A 16,052-nucleotide genomic window follows, 5' to 3' on the forward strand; every position below is an offset into this window, starting at 1 on the left:
GCATGATCACCGACGCCGCACCCCGCGCGGCGCCCGGAAGGCAGGAGGCGACATGAGCATCTACGACACCATCGGCGGAGCGGCAGCGGTCCAGGCCGCCGTCGAGCAGTTCTACGCCCGCGTCCTCACGGATCCCCGCCTCGAAAGCTTCTTCACCGGCGTCGACGTCCAGCGGCTCAAGACGCACCAGCGGGCGTTCATCACCGCGGCGCTCGGCGGCCCGCAGATCTTCGCCGGCCGCGACATGGCCGCCGCGCACGCCGGGCTGGGAATCACCGACGCCGACTTCGACGCGGTCGTGGCCCACCTGGCCGGCACGCTGACCGACCTCGGCGTGGCCGACGATCAGGTGGCCCAGATCGGCGCGACGCTGACCCCGCTGCGTGGACAGATCGTCACGACGACGGACTCAGTCGTCGCTCCGTAGCCGCATCGGGCACGGTGGCGACGACGAAGTCCGAGCGGGTCTTCAGCGCACTCGCGAGCGCCACCTGATCGCGTGCCGGGACCATTAGGCGGGGACCGGTGTGCGGTGCAGCCGGATCTGCCAGGTGTCGGGGCCGGACTGCAGCCATTCGGCGGCGAACCGCCCGGCGTAGCGCCGGTCGATCTCGGCCAGGAGCGGTCGCGGGGCGTGCGGGGCGACGAGGACGAGGGCGCAGTCCTCGGGCAGCGCGTCCAGCGCGTCGAGGACCCGGCCGTGGCGCTCGCCGTGCGGCAGGGCACGGACGTCGAGGCGCGGGTCGATGGACAGCAGCGGCGCGTCACCGGCGCCGCCGGCGGCATCCCCGCCGCAGCCGCAGCTTCCTCCGCACCCCTGCGTCGCTTCGTCGTGTGACATGGAACCCTCCACTGGTTTTGAGGTCGTTTGACGTTATAACGTTAAGCACCATGGAAACCCCTTCGGTAGGGCCTTCCGGCGAGACGATCGACACGCCGCAGCACCGGGCGCTCGGCTCGGCCAGCCGGGTGTCGATCCTGCAGCTGGTCCGCGCCGCCGGCGGCGGCCTCACCGCTGCGGACGTCGTCGCCGAGACCGGCCTGCACCTGTCCACGGTCCGGGCCCACCTCGACCGGCTCGCCGAGACCGGGCTGCTGGTCAAGGCCCGCGCCAGCGGCGGGCAGCCGGGCCGGCCGGCCTGGCGCTACCGGGCGGCCACCGCGGACCCCGCGCCCGCCCCGGCCGCCTACCGGGTCCTCGCCGCCGCGTTGCTGGACCACCTGTCCAAGGCCGGCGGCGACACGCGGGAGGCCGCGGCCCAGGCGGGCGAGGGCTGGGGGCGGCAGCTGGCCGCGGCCGCCCGCGAGCACGCCGACCCGGTCGACACGGTCGTGGAGGTGTTCGACGGCCTCGGGTTCGGGCCGCGGCGGGTGCCCGCCGAGCCGGGCACGATCCACCTGCACACCTGCCCGTTCCTGGAGCTCGTCGGGCAGAACCCCGACGCGATGTGCGGCCTGCACCTCGGGGTCGTCCGCGGCATCCTGGAGCAGCGGGGCGGGGCCGGCGGCGGCACGGTGCTGGAGCCGTTCGGCGCGCCCGCCGCCTGCGTCGTGCGCGTGCCGTCGTGAACCCGCGGGTGCCGCTGCTCGCCGCCGGCGGCGGTGCGCTGCTGGCCGGCCTGTACGGCGGGCTGCTCCTGCTCGGCACCCCCGTCCCGGCGCCGGCGCTGCCCCTCGAGGCGGTGCACGGGCCGCTGATGGTCCTCGGCTTCGCCGGCACGCTCATCGCCCTGGAACGGGCGGTCGCGCTGGGCGCGCGATGGGCGCTGCTGGCGCCGGCCTGCTCCGGGCTCGGCGGCCTGACGCTGCTCGTGACCGGTCCGGGCCTGGCCGGCAAGGTCCTACTGATGGCCGCCTCGGTGGTCCTGCTCGGCGTGTACCGCGCGCTGTGGCGCCGCCAGCCGGAGGCCGCGCTGCTCGCCCAGGCGGCGGGGGCGTTCGCCTGGTACGCGGCGACCCTGCTGTGGCTGGCCGGCTTCATCGTCGCCGAGATCGTGCCGTGGCTGACCGTGTTCGTCGTCGCGACCATCGCCGGCGAACGCCTGGAGCTGGCCCGCGTCGCCCTCTTCGAGCGGCACGCCGAGCGCTGGTTCCTCGCCGCCCTGGCCGCTCTGACCGCCGGTGCCGCCGCCGTCACGGTCCGGCCCGCCGGCGGCACGCAGCTGTTCGGCGCGGCGCTGCTGGGCGTCGTGGCGTGGCTGCTCGTGCACGACGTGGCCCGCCGCACCGTCCGCGCCAGTGGTCTGCCCCGGTTCATCGCCGTGGGGCTGCTCGCCGGCTACGCCTGGCTGGGCGTCGCCGGGGTGCTGTGGGCCGGCGCGGGCGCCACCGGCGGCGGAGCCCGCTACGACGCCACCGTGCACGCCGTGTTCCTCGGCTTCGTCATGTCGATGATCTTCGTGCACGCCCCGGTGATCCTGCCGGCCGTCCTGCGCGTGCCGCTGCCGTTCCACCCGCTGCTGTACGCGCCCCTGGCCCTGCTGCACGCCTCGCTGCTGGTCCGCGTCGTCCTCGGCGACGCCTTCGGCGCGGCGGTGGTGTGGCGCTGGTCCGGCGTCGCCAACGTCGCGGCGGTGCTCGGCTTCGCCGCGTGCGCGGCCCTCTCCCGCCGCGCCCACCGCCGGCCGCCGGTCGCACGAGCGGCGCTGTCGTGACCGCCGTCGCGGTGGGCGCGGACGCCGCACCGACCGGGCGGGCGGCGTGGCACCGCCGGGTGGCGGCGCTGCCCCTCGCGTACCTGGCCGGGATCGCCGCGGTCGGGGTCGGGCACCCGTTCCTGCCCGGCTGGCGCTGGCTGGTCATCCACCTGCTGCTGCTCGGCGCGGTCACCAACGCCGTCGTGGTGTGGAGCGCCCACTTCACCGCCGCGGTCCTGCGCATCCCCGCCCCGCCGCGCCGCCGTGCCGAGGCGGTCCGGCTGGCCGTGCTCAACGCGGGCGTCGTCGCGGTGCTCGCCGGTGGCGTCGCGGACCTGCCGTGGGTCGGCGTCGCCGGGGCCGGGGCTGTCTTCGCCGCGGTCGCCGCGCACCTCGCCTGGCTCGCGCGGCAGGTGCGGACCGCGCTGCCGGCCCGGTTCGCCGTCACCGCCCACTACTACCTCGCCGCGTCCGTCGCCCTGCTCACCGGCGTCCCCGCCGGCGCCTGGATGCTGGTGGTCGACGACGGCGCGCGGCCGCGGCTGCTGCTGTTCCACGCGCACGTGAACCTGCTCGGCTGGGTCACGCTGACCGTCCTGGGCACGCTGCTCACGCTGTGGCCGACGGTGCTGCGCACCCGCATGGCCGACGGCGCCGCCCGGGCCGCCCGCACCGCGCTGCCCACGGCGGTGACCGGCCTGGCGCTGCTCGCGGTGGGGGTGCTCGCCTGGTGGCCGGTCCTCGCCGCCGGCGGGCTCGCCGTCTTCGCCGCCGCCGTCCTGATCACCGCCGCGCCCGCGGTACACACCGCCGGGCAGCGCCCACCCGCGTCGTTCGCCACCTGGTCGATCGCCGCCGCGGGCGGGTGGCTGCTCGTCGCGCTCGGCGTCGACGCGTGGACCCTGCTGTCGTCCGCCACCCCGGCCGCCGCGGCAGCCCGCTTCGGCGCCGTCCTCGCCCCGCTGCTCGCCGGCTTCGCCGCGCAGGTCCTCATCGGCGCGCTGACCTACCTGCTCCCGGTCGTCCTCGGTGGCGGCCCGGCGCTCGTACGGCAGCGGTCGGCGCGACTCGAACGGCACTGGCCGCAGCGGGTCGCCATGGGCAACGCGGCGCTCGCCGTGTTCCTGCTGCCGGTCGGCGCGTACGTCCACATCACCACGTCACTGCTGGTCCTCGCCGCACTGCTGCAGTTCCTCGGACCGGCGGCGCGCGTCCTGCTCACCGCCCGGAGGTAACGATGCCCGCAGAGCACGCCCGCCCGCTCGGTGGCGTCGCCGCCGGCCTGGCGCTGGTCGTCCTCGCCACCCTCGTCGGCGTCGCGGCGCAGCGGGTCGCGGGTGTCGGCACCGGCGCCGACACCAGGTCCGCGGCGACAACCAGCGAGGTGACGCCGACCGGGCACACCACCACCGTCACCGTGACCGCCGAGGACATGCGCTTCCACCCCGACCACATCGCGGTCCCCGCCGGCGACCGGCTCGTCGTCGAGCTCGCCAACCGCGACCGCCGCCGCCACGACCTCGTCCTGGACACCGGCGCGAAGACCGGCACCGTCGCCGCCGGCGGCACCGCCCGCCTCGACGCCGGCGTCATCGGGGGCACCGTCGAGGGCTGGTGCTCGCTCCCGGGCCACCGGCAGGCGGGCATGACCCTCACGATCACCGTCGACGGCACCCACGACCACCCGGCCGCCCCCGCGGAGTTCACGGCACGGGATGCCACGGCGCCGCCCGTACCCCCGGAGCGCGTCCACAAAGTCGAGCTGCGGGTGCGGGAGGACGCACGGCGGCACCTGTGGACGTTCAACGGCACCGCTCCGGGACCGACGCTGCGCGGCCGGGTCGGCGACACGTTCGAGATCACGCTCATCAACGACGGCACCATCGACCACGGCGTCGACTTCCACGCCGGCGCGCTCGCCCCGGACGAGCCGATGCGCCCGATCGAGCCTGGCGAACGGCTCACCTACACGTTCACCGCGACCCGTGCCGGCATCTGGATGTACCACTGCTCGACGATGCCGATGCTGCTGCACATCGGCAACGGCATGTACGGCGCCGTCATCATCGACCCGCCGGACCTGGCACCGGTCGACCACGAGTTCGTCCTCGTGCAGTCCGAGCTGTACCTCGGCGGCGACCTGGCGACGATGCAGGCGGACCAGCCGGACGCGGTCGTGTTCAACGGCCACGCCGACCAGTACACCCACCGGCCGCTGCAAACCCGTGCGGGCCAACGGATCCGTGTCTGGGTCCTCGACGCCGGCCCGAGCCGCGGCAGCGCGTTCCACATCGTCGGCGCCCAGTTCGACACCGTCTACCGTGAAGGGCAGTGGCTGCTGCGCCCCGGCGACCCCGGCGGCGCGCAGGTCCTGGACCTGTCCCCCGCGGCCGGCGGTTTCGTCGAGACCACCCTCGCCGCGGCCGGCCACTACCCCTTCGTCACGCACGCCATGGTCGACGCCGAACGCGGCGCCCGCGGCATCATCGAGGTCTCGTGAGCAGGAACCGGTTCGTGCCGCCGCAGCACGGCGCCTGGGCGATGCTCCTGCTGCCGTGGCTCGCCGGGGTCCTCACCGCCGGCTTCCGCTGGCCGCACCTGCCGCTGCTGGTGGCGTGGCTGGCCGCCTACCTGTTCAGCTACTACTTCCTGCAGGCGGTCAAGACCCGCCGCCTCGCCCGGGTCCGCGCGCAGCTGCTCCTCTACGGCCCGGTCGCGGCCGTGTCGGGTGCGCTCGTGCTGCTCGTGCGGCCGCAGCTGCTCTGGTACGGGCCGGCCTTCGCCGCACTGTTCGCGGTCAACGTCGCCTACGCCCGGCGCCGCGACGAACGCGCGCTCGTCAACGATCTCGCGTCGGTCGTGCAGAGCTGCCTGATGGTCTTCGTCTGCGCCACCGTCGCCGGCCGTCCGCTGGCGGAGGCCGTGCCGGTGTTCGCGGCCGTGACCGCCTACTTCACCGGCACGGTGCTCTACGTCAAAACCATGATCCGTGAACGCGGCAGCGCCGGCTACTACCGCGCGTCGGTGCTGTTCCACCTCGCCGCGCTCGGGGCGGCCTGGTGGGTCGGCGTGCCGGTGCTGGTCGTGTTCGCCCTCCTGCTGGCCCGCGCGGCCCTGCTGCCCAGGCGCCGCCTGACCCCGAAGCAGGTCGGCCTGATCGAGATCGCCGCCACCGTCCTGCTGCTGGTCCTGCTGCTGGTCATGGTGCCGGTCGCGGGGTGAACCGCTCGCGGGTCAGGCTCCCGCGCCGGCCGGCACCTCGTCGTGGAGCTCGTAGCCGGTGACGAGGTCGCAGTCGATGGTGATGACGCAGTTCATCTCCTCGTCCACCCAGGGGTGCAGGAGCCGCTCGTAGCGGGCCTGGCGGGCCGGGTCGAGGACGAGCCTGGCGGTGCCGGTGACGACCACCGTCCAGCCGGTGTGGGTGTCCGCGTCGAGGACGTCCGCCTCGTACGCCACGACGACCCCACCGCCCTGGGTGGCCGCTGAGGCCAGGGCACCGCCCAGGTTGCTGCGGATCACGACGGCGTCGCCGTCGACGAGGTGGTTGACCGGTCGGATCGCCGGGAGCGCGCGCATGCTGAAGACCACCCGGCCGACCGGCACCGACGCCAGCAGCTCCAGGCAGCGGTCACGGCCCAGGGCCCGCATCGACACCATCCCTGAACTGTTCCCCTGTCATCACGCCCCGGACAGGGCCATTGGGCCCGTACCCGGCGGGACCTTCTCCCCTGTGCGGCACCGTCCGCCGGCCCTGCTGTACACCCCTGGCCGCCGCCTAACGTGATCCACGGAGCTATTGAAGGAGCGCGGCATGCGAACAGTGACCGAACCGGAGCTCGCACGGATCCTTGGCGCGCTGCCGGGCATCCCGCGGATCGTCGCCAGCGGCAACTACGCCGCCCCGCGCCGGCTGCTGTCCGTCGCCGACGCGGCCGTCGCGGAGTTCCGGCTGTTCATGCTCAACGCCCAGCACGGCCTGCCGGACCGCGACGGCGTCGTCTACGAGTCCGCGTTCGTCGGGCCGGGGATGCGCGCCCACCCGCGGCTGCACTACTTCCCGTGCCGGCTGTCGCTGGTGCCGCACCTGTTCCGGCAGCGGCTCGCGCCCGACGTGGTGCTGCTGCACACCTCCCGGCCGGTCGGCGGTGCGGTCAGCCTCGGCGTCGAGGTCAACGTCCTGCCGGCCGCGATCGAGTCCGCCCGCGCCCGCGGCGGCATCGTCGTCGCGCAGGCGAACCCCGCGATGCCCTTCACCCACGGCGACGCGCTCGTGCCCCTCGACGCGGTGGACTACCTCCTCGAGGTCGACGAGCCGCTCGCCACGCACGCGGTCGTGGCACCCGACGCGGTGTCGGCGGCCATCGGGGAGCGGGTGGCCGCGCTCGTGCCGGCGGACGCGACGCTGCAGCTCGGCATCGGCGCCATCCCGGACGCGACGCTCGACGCCCTGCTCGACCGGCGCGGGCTGCGGATCTGGTCGGAGATGTTCAGCGACGGCGCCCTCGCCCTGGAGAAGGCGGGCTGCCTCGACCGGGACACGCCGATCACCGCCTCCTTCTGCTTCGGTTCGGCCGAGTTGTACGACTGGGTCGACGCCAACCCACGTATCCGCATGCTGCGCACCGAGAAGACCAACAACCCGGGCACGATCGCCGCGCACCCCAACCTCATGAGCGTCAACAGCGCGCTGCAGGTCGACCTGTTCGCGCAGGCCAACGCCACCCGGGTCGGCAACCGTACGCACTCCGGCTTCGGCGGCCAGACCGACTTCATCGTCGGCGCCATGCACTCCCCCGGCGGCCACGCCGTCATCGCGCTGCGCTCCTGGCACCCGAAGGCCGACGTGTCCTCGGTCGTGCCGCTGGTGTCCGGCCCGGTCACCTCGTTCCAGCACAGCTACATCGTCACCGAGCAGGGCACCGCCACGATCTGGGGCCGCGACTCGGTGGAGCAGGCCCAGGAGATCGTCGACCACGCCGCACACCCGTCGATCCGCGACGAGCTCCGCGCCGCCGGCCGGACGTTCGGGCTGCCGCTTCGCTGACGACCGGGACCAACGGCCCGCATCCGCCGACCCACATGCCTCTGCCGTGTCCGCGCGGACCGGTCGACGCTGGTCTCATGGACACCACATTCACGGGCACCACAAGCATCGTCGTCGGGCACGACGGGTCGCAGGCAGCACAGCAGGCGGTGGACTGGGCCGCCGACGAGGCGGAGCGCACCGGCGCGCCGCTGCGGATCGTCCACGCCTACCAGCTCAGTTGGCCGGCGGGTGTCTCCTATCGTCCGACCGCCCATGAGGCGGACGAGGCCCGGGGCCGCGCCGAGGAGCTCGCGGCCGGTGCCGCCGCGGCGGTCCGTGCCCGCGGCACCGGCGTCGACGCCGTCGCCACGGTGGTGCACGCCGCGCCGGCCGCGACGCTGCTCGACTTCGCCCACGCTGGCGCGCGCCTGCTCGTCGTCGGCAACCGCGGCGCCGGCGGGATGGCGAGCCTGCTCCAGGGCTCCGTCAGCCAGCAGGTCGCCACGCACGCCCGGGTCCCCGTCGCCGTCGTCCGCGGCCGCACGGCGACGCCCGGCGGTCCGGTCGTCGTCGGGGTCGACGGCTCCCCCTCCACCGACGCCGCGCTCACGCTCGCGTTCGAGGCTGCCGCCGCGCGCGGCACCCACGTCGTCGCCATCAGGGCGTACGTCCCGCCGTCCCCCTCGGTGCTGCCGCCGAGCGCCTTCGAGGCCGAGGAGCGCGCGCACCTGCGGGAGTCGCTGGCCGGCTGGCAGGACAAGTACCCGTCCGTGCGCCTCGAGCCACTGCTGGCCACCGGCCGGGCGGCGAAGGTCCTCGTCGGCGTCTCGCACACCGCACAGCTCGTCGTGGTCGGCAGCCGCGGTCACGGCGGCTTCGCGGGCCTCTTGCTGGGTTCCGTCGGCCAGCAACTCATGCACCACGCTGAGTGCCCGGTCCTCATCGCCCACCGGCCGGCCTGAGCCGACGTACACCTGATGGAAGGATTGAGTCCGGTGGTGGCAGTCATGCTCGTGGCCACGTTCATCGCCGCCGTCTACATCGCGCTGATCGCCCTGCACGTCCAGGCCATCCACGGCGACCCACCGGGCGCCGACCGGCACCGGCCGCGTCTCGCGACCTGGCTCGCCACCCGCGAGGAGCGGCGCCGCGGCCGCGCCGAGCGCGACGCGGCCCAGCGCCTGATGTCCGGCTCGCTGGACCAGGCTTCGTACCGGGCGGCCATGGCCGCCATGGCCGCCCAGGACGCGGCCGAGCACCCCGTCGAGATTCCGAACACCTGACGCGACAGCGCCAGAACGCCAGGTCACTCTCCGTAGATGCCGGCCGCCACGGCAAACGATCGCACCTTGCGCACATCTGGCCGATGAGCGTGCACTCGGCGTTGGGCTGCCTCGCCCACCGAGGAGACCGTCGATCGCAGGGTGGTCTACCGCCGGATCATCTCCAGCCGGTCGACCAGCGCGGCGGTCGGAGGAAGCGAGTCGTTTGATCGCCGCACCCGGTCAGCGCCAGCCGCCAATGATGGGTCGGCCAGTGCCTGCGAGAAGGCGCGTCGCAGCGTCAGCGCGTCCATGGCATCCGGCATGACTACGGTCGCGGCGCCTGCTCCGGCCAGCCGTTCGGCGTTGCGGAACTGGTCACCGGATTGGGGCAGGCAGACGGCAGGAACGCCGGCCAGCAGCGTCGCCCAGCTTGTTCCGGCGCCTCCATGGTGAACGACGAGCGCGCACCTCGTGATCTCGGCCGGCAGATCCACCCATTCCCGGACGGTGACACTCGACGGCCAGCCGTCGAGTGAACGACGATCTTCGTTGCCGAGCACAACGACCGGCTCCGCATCAAGTTCGGTGGCTGCGCCGACGGCCTGCTGAAGACGCTCGGCCGCGCCAGGTTTGGGAAAGGTGCCGAGGGTTACCAAGACGCGGGGTTTCAGCCCTGGAGGAGCGAGCAGTTCTGTCGGCGGAGACCATGCCACATACCGATATCGCTCGATTGCCTGGTCGATGTCGGATGCCTGGAGGGCGGCCGAGCCGAGGTCCACTCGCAGGGATGGTTCCTGGTACGTCGTACCGGTGGTCTGATAGAGATCGGCGAGACCGTGCGCGGCAGTCACGTCTGCGCCGACCGGTAACGTGAAGCCCCAGCCGTGCTCGACGAAGGGCACACCTAAGATGGCCGCCACCACTCGGCCGGCGTGCTCGACGGGCTCGCATATGACGAGGTCTGGCCGGAATCTCCGGGCATCCTCCAGCAATTGACCAGCCCAGCCGCGGGCAACATTCGGCCACGCCAGATGCACCGAGAATGCCAGCCGCTCAACGATCCGGTCCCTTGGCGGCGGACCGATCGGTAAGGGTGCAGTCTCGACCGGCACATACCGGCAGGTCCGCAGTCCACCGAGGCTCAGCCTGTTGAGCGTCCCGCCCGGGCAGGCCACGAGCATGTCATGCCGGCGACTGATCAATTCCTGCACGGTTGGTACGAGAGGCAGGACGTGCCCATAAGCATCGTTGACCGTCACGAGCACTCGCATCGAACGACCCTAACGTCGGCCTGACCGTTTGCGTCGCTGACCGGCGAGTCCGGGACAATCAGTAATAGCAGGCACGTGCACTGACATGAGCAGCCACCAGGCGCGCGGCATCCGGATCTGCGGCCGACAGCGCGCAATGCCGTCGAGAACCCGCCTGCTTGGTTGGCGAGATCGAACCATACTGCGTCTGGACCGGTGGCAGAGCCGGGTTATTGCAGCGCTCAGAGTCGAAGGCCAGGCACGCACGGGCGGCTCGAAGGCGCGTGGGGCCGCTGGCGTGCCATGCCCCACCGGGGGTTCAAATCCCCTCCGGTCCGCCAGCATCCTGATCTGCCGCTGGTCTTGCGCGGCGCCGGCACCTCGGTCGTCACGGCGAGCGAGGCGTCCCGGCGATGCCGACCCTTCCTGTCTTGCCGATGTCGGTGCATCTGATCTTCGCGTGAACACGGAAATCTGTTGCCGACGATCACGTTGCTCAGCTATGCCGGTAATCGGGCCCTGTGGGTGACGATCGGCGATGTAGGAAACGAGACAGCATGGACATCCTTGAGCAGGTTCTCGCTCGTTCGACCCGCGATCCCGCGGTTCGAGGCGTGATCCTGATGGGTTCACACGCTCGCGGCCTGACCACGCCCCGGTCCGACTACGACGTGACCGTTGCGGTCGCCGACCAGGCCGTCGCCTGGCGGCACAGCATCAGATCGGCCGAGCTGGATGAGGTGGTGTGCACCGTGCAGGCCCTGGCTGACACCTCCGTGCACTGGCAGCGATACGCCTACCGCGGTGCGCAGGTGCTGCTGGATCGCCTCGACGGCGGTATCACCGAGCTGGTCCACCGGCAGGCTACACCCACGGAGGAGGAGGCGGTCCGGTTGACGCGTGCCGCCCTGGATGCCTACACCAACCAGCTCTACCGGGCAGTCAAGAGTCACCGCGACGGCTTTGCCGACGCCGCGCACCTGGACGAGATCGAAAGCGTGCCCTGGCTGCTGGAGACGGTCTTCGCGCTGCATGGACGGCTTCGTCCCTACAACAAGTACCTCCACTGGGAGCTGACGAACTTCCCGCTTCCGGCCTTCTGGAACACCGCACTCGCGCCTGGGCGCGTCGCCACCCATGCACTCGGATTGTTCCCCGCGGTCGACACGCTGGCGCGTCAGCACGGACATGGGGACGTGCTCGATGCGTGGGGCAGCGACATCGAGCTCATCCGCACCTTCGCAGAAGAAGCCGAACCCTGGGCTGTTCGGGGTTGATTGGGTGGCGAGCCCCGGCGCAGCACATCGCGGTCGTCCATCGTCGAGGCGGCATCGGCCAGGTTGCGGCCGGGGACGGCTTGAACCGGCATTTCCTGCCGCCAGCGATGTCTCCGGCTACTGCGACTCGTCGACGAGGATCTTGCGCACATACGCATCCGACGCCGCGCCGAGCCGGTGCCAGACCAGCGCGGCCCGGGCGAGCGCGGTCTGGACCCGGCCTGGCGGCGTCGCCGCGCCACCGCTGCGCGTGGTGCAGTTTCTCAGACCGGCTGTTGGTTGCACCATGGCGACCGCCGTGCGTCTGACAGATCACTTCCGGCGGGTGGGGCGGCGTTTGGGCGCATCCGGAATCGTGGTGGGGTGGTGAGCCTCCGTTGGTGGACCGTCGTCGCGGCGGTCGTCGTCTCGGCGTCCATCGGCGTTTCGGCGGCAGCCGTCTGGCTCGACGTCGGTATTGCGGATCCACCGAAGAGCGACCTCCGGCCAGGTGAGGTCCGCACCTTGGTCACCGGCCTGCAAGTCCCGTGGGGCCTCGCCTTCCTTCCGGACGGCTCGGCATTGGTCACGGAACGGAACACCGCACGGGTGCTGGCGGTGAGCAAACGCGGTGCGGTCAAGGAAGTCCAGCGGTTCGCCGACGTGCACGCAACCGGCGAAGGGGGTCTGCTCGGCATCGCGGTGTCACCGTCGTACCGGACCGACCAATGGGTGTACGCGTACTATTCGACCGCGGTCGACAACCGCATCGTCCGGTTCCACCTCGGCGGCACCCCCGTTCCGGTGCTCACCGGCATCCCCCACACCGACCAGCACAGCGGGGGCCGGCTCGCGTTCGGCCCGGACGGGATGCTCTACGCAAGTACCGGCGATGCCGCCAACGGCGAAAACGCCCAGAACCGCAATACCCTCGCTGGCAAGGTCCTGCGCATCACCCCCGACGGCAAGCCGGCTCCCGGCAACCCGTTCGGCGACAGCGCCGTCTTCAGCCTGGGTCATCGCAACGTGGAGGGTCTCGCCTTCGACCAGCGCGGCACGCTGTACGCATCTGAATTGGGCTTGGAACGCTTCGATGAGCTCAACCGCATCGAGGCCGGGAAGAACTACGGCTGGCCGGTGGTGGAGGGCACAGGCAGCGACATCCGATTCGTGAACCCAATCGACGTCTGGGCACCCAAAGACGCATCGCCGAGCGGCATCGCGATCGCCGGTGGCAACATCTACCTGGCATGCCTGCGCGGGAAGCGACTGTGGAAGGTCGGGCTGAACGGACCGCAGCCGCAGGCACTGCTCGTCGGCACGTATGGGCGGCTACGCACCGTCGTCTCCGCGCCCGACGGGACGCTGTGGGTGATGACGTCCAATCGGGACGGCAGCGGCGCACCGATCAGCACTGATGATCGCATCCTGCAACTGCTGCCGTAGTGCGGGCGAACGAGGGCCTCCTGTCCTCCAGCAGCTTGTCGAACGTGATCGGCAGACAGCGGACGCTCGCGGCCGGTGGCGTGCAACACCAGGTTGGCGATCGCTGGGCGATGCCGATCAGACGGACCTCGTCGACGCCCTTGACCCCCGATCGGGTTGAACCGTCGCTGTCGGAGCAGGTTGATAGCTACACACACGCCGCTGTCGGCGATGAAGTGCTCAGCATTGCAGCCGCGGCAGATGCGCTGCACCGCGCTCCTCGAGGTCACCCTGCGCGCCGAAGACCTGACCGCCGCGCACGGCACACCTGCACAGGCGTACCTCGTGGACGTCGTAGCCCCCTCCCTGCGCCATCGCATACGCCGCGAGATCATCGATGCTCTCGCCCACCGGCCACCCGTCAACCTCACTGATCACCTGGCCAGTCTGATGTACCAGGACTCAGCCGTACCGCCCGGCCACCACGAACATTTGATCAGCTGCGCTGTCATGTTTGCTATGCAGGTGATCGTCGCCGTCCGCGGGGCCGGCTGCACTCGCCAATGCTCGCCGTCCCGCCTGGGACAGATCGCGTCGAGGAGGTAGCGAATGAGCGCGGACGACGAGGCCGGCATCCCCGCCTGGGTGACCGGCGAGGCCGAGGAGCCGGACAGCGTCTCGACCCTGCTGTACCTCGACGAGATCAAGTCGATCGAGTCGGTACGCGACGTCCTGCGGCTGTGGCGCGGCACCGCCGGCGGTGTGCTGCTCGCGGCCGCCGTGCCCGAGGGCTGGACCCCGCCGCGCACGAGGGTCTCGGCGACGCAGTGGGTCTCCATCGCCCAGGACCGGGTCGCCAAGGTCCGGTTCACCCGATGGGAACAGGGGCTCAACGAGCAGCTCTACCAGCTGCAGGGCAACTGGTACTTCGACAGCGACGAACCGTACATCCCGTACGAAGTGTCCACGTTCGCCTCCCATGTCGATGGTCCGCGGCAGCTCGTGCTGCGGGCCGGGCCAGCTTCCTGCCGTCACAGGAGAAGTGCGTCCTTGCCGCCGCCGTCGAGCTGGTCCGTGTGGTCGCCGACGCCGCGGATCTTGCCTATGGCCAGGTCTCCTTCACCGCCAAGCCGGCCCGGCTCGATCCGTACTGGCCCGGGCTCAATGCCGCGATCAACCGCGACCAGAGCACGGCGACGCAGCCGGCCCGGGTCGCGCTGCGCGGCTACGACTGGGTCGCGCTCATCCCACCGGAGCTGGTCGAACAGCTCGGCGGCGCCGACGCGCTGCGGGCCACCAGCGCCTTCCGCCGGGTCGTCGTCTTCACCCACGGCGGCGCACTGGCACGGGCCACCGAGTCGCCGCGCGACTTCGCCCGAGAAGCCGCCAGGACCGTCGCCGACGCGCTGCGGCCGGTCTTCGCGCCCGTGCCCACGGCCGCCGACTGGGGCGTCGTGGTCACCGAGGATGTCGCCGGGATGGTGCGGCAGTGGCGCATTGAGGGCTACAACTACACGGACCTGGCCCAGATCGTCGGCCGCATCCTGGGCTCCGCCGCCTGGGCGGACTGGCGCTTCGGCATGGCCCTGTGCCGGGAGTGCGCTGTCGTCCTCGGCGAGGACGCCGACCAGCGTCCGTGGAGCTGACTGGGTCTGACGCCGAAGCGTGGGCGACGCCCGGCATCGCCGATCCGCGATCTTGGCATCCTGATCTGCCGCCGATCGTGCGCGGCGGTTGGCCGACGATCGTCGCGCTCCATACGTCGCTACGGCCAGCTTGACCACCGGGTCGCAGCGGTGGGTCGCATGAATGCGGCGGGATCGTGGCACGTTGGCGCAGTGCTGGACGTCGGCGGGGCAGCGGATCGCGGCCGGCACCCATAGCCTCGCTCTGTGAAGAAGACGGCGGTCCAGTTGGTGTCGGTGGTGGTCGCGGTCATCGGGCTGGCCGCCTGCACCCGCTCGTCCAACCCGGATCCCGCGCAGGCGCCGTTCGTGCTGGGGACCATCGATGGGCAGGTAAGTTCCTACGACCGGCTGGTCGGCGCGTGGCATTCGACGCAGTACGGCGAGCCGTACGTCGAGGTCTCGATCCGCGAAGGGTGGAGCATTCATCTCCGCGGGCGGTGTACCGGCTCGGGCGTGCTCAAAGCGCGCATGATCGCTGTCAGCATGTACTTCACGGACGGCTGGACCTGCGACGGTCAGTGGCGGTTCCTAACGATGATGTTTCCAGCCGACGACCTGGCGGTCGGCCGCATCGACCTCGGGCCCTTCACCGTGGCGCTCGACCGCGCCGACACCATCACCTCCTGGGACGTCGAAGCCTATGCGACGATGCCGACTCCCTCGCTCGGCCCGAGCCTCTCGCCGTGGCCGTCCCCGTCTCTGCTGCGCGCCTGATACGCCACGGTGATTGCGCAACCAGCACCCAAACCTGACCTTCAACGGTCAAGCAACACCTGAGGCTCAGCGCCGCCTTGATCACGTGCACGCTCATGCCGCTGAGCGGGCGCAGCACGATGTGCCGAACCATGTTCCGGGAGGTGCGGCATAGTCGGGTCAGGGCGACACCCAGCAGTAGAGTGCATGCTCGCGGACGTTGGCCTCGTGTGCGAGTTGGGCCAACTGGAGCAGGATGTCGGTGAGGTCGTCCGGGTCCGATCCGGCGAGTTCGTCAGTGTCGGCCCATCGCTCGGCCACCGCCCGCAACGTGTCCGCGTCGCTGGTGGCGAGTGCCTGCTGAAGTTCCAGCGTGATGGATACGATTGCCGCACCGTCGGGATCGGACTCCAGCATGTTTCCCTGCCGTGGATTGCGTACGACGTCCTCGGCCGACCGGCCGGTGAGCAGTTCTTCCAGGGTCTGCATGTTGACTGCTGGTTCGATGTTCTTCAGCTCCAGTACGGGTGGGCCGGGTGCAGGCGCGGCAGCAGGGCCACCCGGTACCTCGAGCATGGCAATCGCAGCCTCGTCAGAGGATGCGACAAAGTAATCACACAGCAGTCCCATGGAAGAGATCTTGTCAGAGGGGAAGCGGTCGAAGCCGTGTGACTTCGATGCCGGCAGGCCAGTCGGATCCCAAGGCACGCCGAAGGCGGCGGCCCAAGGTCAGATGTGCTGATCTGCCGCTGGTCTTGCGCGGCGCCGGCACCTCGGTCGTCACAGCGAGCGAGGCGTCCCGGCGATGCC

General features: G+C 71.6%; 19 protein-coding genes and 1 tRNA gene. 14 read left to right on the forward strand and 6 right to left on the reverse strand.

All coding sequences use genetic code 11. The features are described from left to right. Positions 1–52 precede the first annotated feature (52 nt). A complete protein-coding gene (locus ACQEVZ_RS05415; protein ID WP_433362082.1) occupies positions 53–427 on the forward strand; it encodes a group I truncated hemoglobin in 375 nt (124 codons plus the stop codon). 84 nt (positions 428–511) lie between these two features. Here the strand turns inward: ACQEVZ_RS05415 and ACQEVZ_RS05420 are convergent, their stop codons facing one another. Next, positions 512–841, reverse strand: coding sequence for a DUF2249 domain-containing protein (locus ACQEVZ_RS05420; protein WP_433362085.1), 330 nt, complete (start codon positions 839–841; stop codon positions 512–514). A 50-nt stretch (positions 842–891) separates the two neighbouring features. Between ACQEVZ_RS05420 and ACQEVZ_RS05425 the strand changes: the two genes are divergently transcribed. The 5 genes from ACQEVZ_RS05425 to ACQEVZ_RS05445 are packed head-to-tail and all read left to right on the forward strand — an operon-like array spanning position 892 to position 5,858. Further along, positions 892–1,569 (forward strand): helix-turn-helix transcriptional regulator, encoded by a 678-nt coding sequence (locus ACQEVZ_RS05425; RefSeq protein WP_360573620.1) that lies wholly within the window; start codon positions 892–894, stop codon positions 1,567–1,569. Beyond that, on the forward strand, positions 1,566–2,654 hold the full coding sequence (locus ACQEVZ_RS05430; protein ID WP_433362088.1) for a hypothetical protein: 1,089 nt from the start codon (positions 1,566–1,568) through the stop codon (positions 2,652–2,654). The genes ACQEVZ_RS05425 and ACQEVZ_RS05430 overlap by 4 nt, the downstream gene beginning before the upstream one ends. Then, entirely contained in the window at positions 2,651–3,871 is a 1,221-nt protein-coding gene (locus tag ACQEVZ_RS05435) for a hypothetical protein (RefSeq protein ID WP_433362091.1), read from the forward strand. Before ACQEVZ_RS05430 ends, ACQEVZ_RS05435 begins: the two co-directional genes overlap by 4 nt. 2 nt (positions 3,872–3,873) lie before the next feature. Further along, positions 3,874–5,136: a multicopper oxidase domain-containing protein gene (locus ACQEVZ_RS05440; RefSeq protein ID WP_433362094.1), complete on the forward strand. Its 1,263-nt coding sequence runs from the start codon at positions 3,874–3,876 to the stop codon at positions 5,134–5,136. Further along, the gene (locus tag ACQEVZ_RS05445; RefSeq protein ID WP_433362096.1) at positions 5,133–5,858 is read left to right on the forward strand and encodes a YwiC-like family protein; all 726 of its coding nucleotides are present in this window, start codon (positions 5,133–5,135) and stop codon (positions 5,856–5,858) included. The genes ACQEVZ_RS05440 and ACQEVZ_RS05445 overlap by 4 nt, the downstream gene beginning before the upstream one ends. 12 nt (positions 5,859–5,870) lie before the next feature. Here ACQEVZ_RS05445 and ACQEVZ_RS05450 read toward each other — a convergent pair whose 3' ends face one another. Beyond that, on the reverse strand, positions 5,871–6,296 hold the full coding sequence (locus ACQEVZ_RS05450; RefSeq protein WP_433362099.1) for a pyridoxamine 5'-phosphate oxidase family protein: 426 nt from the start codon (positions 6,294–6,296) through the stop codon (positions 5,871–5,873). Between the two features lie 154 nt (positions 6,297–6,450). Between ACQEVZ_RS05450 and ACQEVZ_RS05455 the strand changes: the two genes are divergently transcribed. From ACQEVZ_RS05455 to ACQEVZ_RS05465, 3 genes are all read left to right on the forward strand, one after another. Then, entirely contained in the window at positions 6,451–7,683 is a 1,233-nt protein-coding gene (locus tag ACQEVZ_RS05455) for an acetyl-CoA hydrolase/transferase family protein (RefSeq protein WP_433362102.1), read from the forward strand. A gap of 77 nt (positions 7,684–7,760) precedes the next feature. Continuing rightward, complete coding sequence (locus ACQEVZ_RS05460; protein ID WP_433362105.1) at positions 7,761–8,627, forward strand: universal stress protein; 867 nt, start codon at positions 7,761–7,763, stop codon at positions 8,625–8,627. Between the two features lie 33 nt (positions 8,628–8,660). Further along, positions 8,661–8,948: a hypothetical protein gene (locus ACQEVZ_RS05465; protein WP_433362108.1), complete on the forward strand. Its 288-nt coding sequence runs from the start codon at positions 8,661–8,663 to the stop codon at positions 8,946–8,948. Positions 8,949–9,094: 146 nt separating this feature from the next. On the opposite strand, the gene ACQEVZ_RS05470 is transcribed toward ACQEVZ_RS05465, so the two are convergent. After that, on the reverse strand, positions 9,095–10,201 hold the full coding sequence (locus ACQEVZ_RS05470; RefSeq protein ID WP_433362111.1) for a glycosyltransferase: 1,107 nt from the start codon (positions 10,199–10,201) through the stop codon (positions 9,095–9,097). 189 nt (positions 10,202–10,390) lie between these two features. On the opposite strand from ACQEVZ_RS05470, the gene ACQEVZ_RS05475 reads away from it, so the two are divergent. Together ACQEVZ_RS05475 and ACQEVZ_RS05480 are read left to right on the forward strand one after the other, a co-directional pair. Continuing rightward, positions 10,391–10,521, forward strand: a tRNA-OTHER gene (locus tag ACQEVZ_RS05475). A 216-nt stretch (positions 10,522–10,737) separates the two neighbouring features. Beyond that, the gene (locus ACQEVZ_RS05480) at positions 10,738–11,457 is read left to right on the forward strand and encodes a nucleotidyltransferase domain-containing protein (protein ID WP_433362114.1); all 720 of its coding nucleotides are present in this window, start codon (positions 10,738–10,740) and stop codon (positions 11,455–11,457) included. Positions 11,458–11,574: 117 nt separating this feature from the next. Here the strand turns inward: ACQEVZ_RS05480 and ACQEVZ_RS05485 are convergent, their stop codons facing one another. Next, complete coding sequence (locus ACQEVZ_RS05485) at positions 11,575–11,745, reverse strand: hypothetical protein (RefSeq protein WP_433362117.1); 171 nt, start codon at positions 11,743–11,745, stop codon at positions 11,575–11,577. A gap of 78 nt (positions 11,746–11,823) precedes the next feature. Here ACQEVZ_RS05485 and ACQEVZ_RS05490 point away from each other — a divergent pair, with 78 nt between their 5' ends. Then, positions 11,824–12,882 carry a PQQ-dependent sugar dehydrogenase gene (locus tag ACQEVZ_RS05490; RefSeq protein ID WP_433362120.1) on the forward strand — a complete coding sequence of 353 codons (1,059 nt, stop codon included), beginning with the start codon at positions 11,824–11,826 and terminating at the stop codon, positions 12,880–12,882. Positions 12,883–13,101: 219 nt separating this feature from the next. On the opposite strand, the gene ACQEVZ_RS05495 is transcribed toward ACQEVZ_RS05490, so the two are convergent. Then, positions 13,102–13,299, reverse strand: a complete 198-nt coding sequence (locus tag ACQEVZ_RS05495) for a hypothetical protein (protein WP_433362123.1) — start codon at positions 13,297–13,299, stop codon at positions 13,102–13,104. Positions 13,300–13,937: 638 nt separating this feature from the next. On the opposite strand from ACQEVZ_RS05495, the gene ACQEVZ_RS05500 reads away from it, so the two are divergent. Both ACQEVZ_RS05500 and ACQEVZ_RS05505 read left to right on the forward strand, forming a co-directional pair. Then, positions 13,938–14,507, forward strand: coding sequence for a type VI immunity family protein (locus ACQEVZ_RS05500; RefSeq protein WP_433362126.1), 570 nt, complete (start codon positions 13,938–13,940; stop codon positions 14,505–14,507). Between the two features lie 246 nt (positions 14,508–14,753). Next, positions 14,754–15,263, forward strand: coding sequence for a hypothetical protein (locus tag ACQEVZ_RS05505; RefSeq protein ID WP_433362129.1), 510 nt, complete (start codon positions 14,754–14,756; stop codon positions 15,261–15,263). A 159-nt stretch (positions 15,264–15,422) separates the two neighbouring features. Here the strand turns inward: ACQEVZ_RS05505 and ACQEVZ_RS05510 are convergent, their stop codons facing one another. After that, the gene (locus ACQEVZ_RS05510) at positions 15,423–15,872 is read right to left on the reverse strand and encodes a hypothetical protein (RefSeq protein ID WP_433362131.1); all 450 of its coding nucleotides are present in this window, start codon (positions 15,870–15,872) and stop codon (positions 15,423–15,425) included. Positions 15,873–16,052 lie beyond the last annotated feature (180 nt).

The organism is Dactylosporangium sp. CA-152071 (assembly GCF_050936335.1).
Classification (GTDB): Bacteria; Actinomycetota; Actinomycetes; order Mycobacteriales; family Micromonosporaceae; genus Dactylosporangium; species Dactylosporangium maewongense.

Excerpts from the sequence above, each read along its gene's own strand:
- ACQEVZ_RS05485 (WP_433362117.1), bottom strand. The coding sequence starts at position 11,745 with ATGGTGCAACCAACAGCCGGTCTGAGAAACTGCACCACGCGCAGCGGT.
- ACQEVZ_RS05510 (WP_433362131.1), bottom strand. The coding sequence starts at position 15,872 with ATGGGACTGCTGTGTGATTACTTTGTCGCATCCTCTGACGAGGCTGCG.
- ACQEVZ_RS05420 (WP_433362085.1), bottom strand. The coding sequence starts at position 841 with ATGTCACACGACGAAGCGACGCAGGGGTGCGGAGGAAGCTGCGGCTGC.
- ACQEVZ_RS05440 (WP_433362094.1), top strand. The coding sequence starts at position 3,874 with ATGCCCGCAGAGCACGCCCGCCCGCTCGGTGGCGTCGCCGCCGGCCTG.
- ACQEVZ_RS05425 (WP_360573620.1), top strand. The coding sequence starts at position 892 with ATGGAAACCCCTTCGGTAGGGCCTTCCGGCGAGACGATCGACACGCCG.
- ACQEVZ_RS05455 (WP_433362102.1), top strand. The coding sequence starts at position 6,451 with ATGCGAACAGTGACCGAACCGGAGCTCGCACGGATCCTTGGCGCGCTG.
- ACQEVZ_RS05415 (WP_433362082.1), top strand. The coding sequence starts at position 53 with ATGAGCATCTACGACACCATCGGCGGAGCGGCAGCGGTCCAGGCCGCC.
- ACQEVZ_RS05460 (WP_433362105.1), top strand. The coding sequence starts at position 7,761 with ATGGACACCACATTCACGGGCACCACAAGCATCGTCGTCGGGCACGAC.
- ACQEVZ_RS05450 (WP_433362099.1), bottom strand. The coding sequence starts at position 6,296 with ATGGTGTCGATGCGGGCCCTGGGCCGTGACCGCTGCCTGGAGCTGCTG.
- ACQEVZ_RS05470 (WP_433362111.1), bottom strand. The coding sequence starts at position 10,201 with ATGCGAGTGCTCGTGACGGTCAACGATGCTTATGGGCACGTCCTGCCT.
- ACQEVZ_RS05480 (WP_433362114.1), top strand. The coding sequence starts at position 10,738 with ATGGACATCCTTGAGCAGGTTCTCGCTCGTTCGACCCGCGATCCCGCG.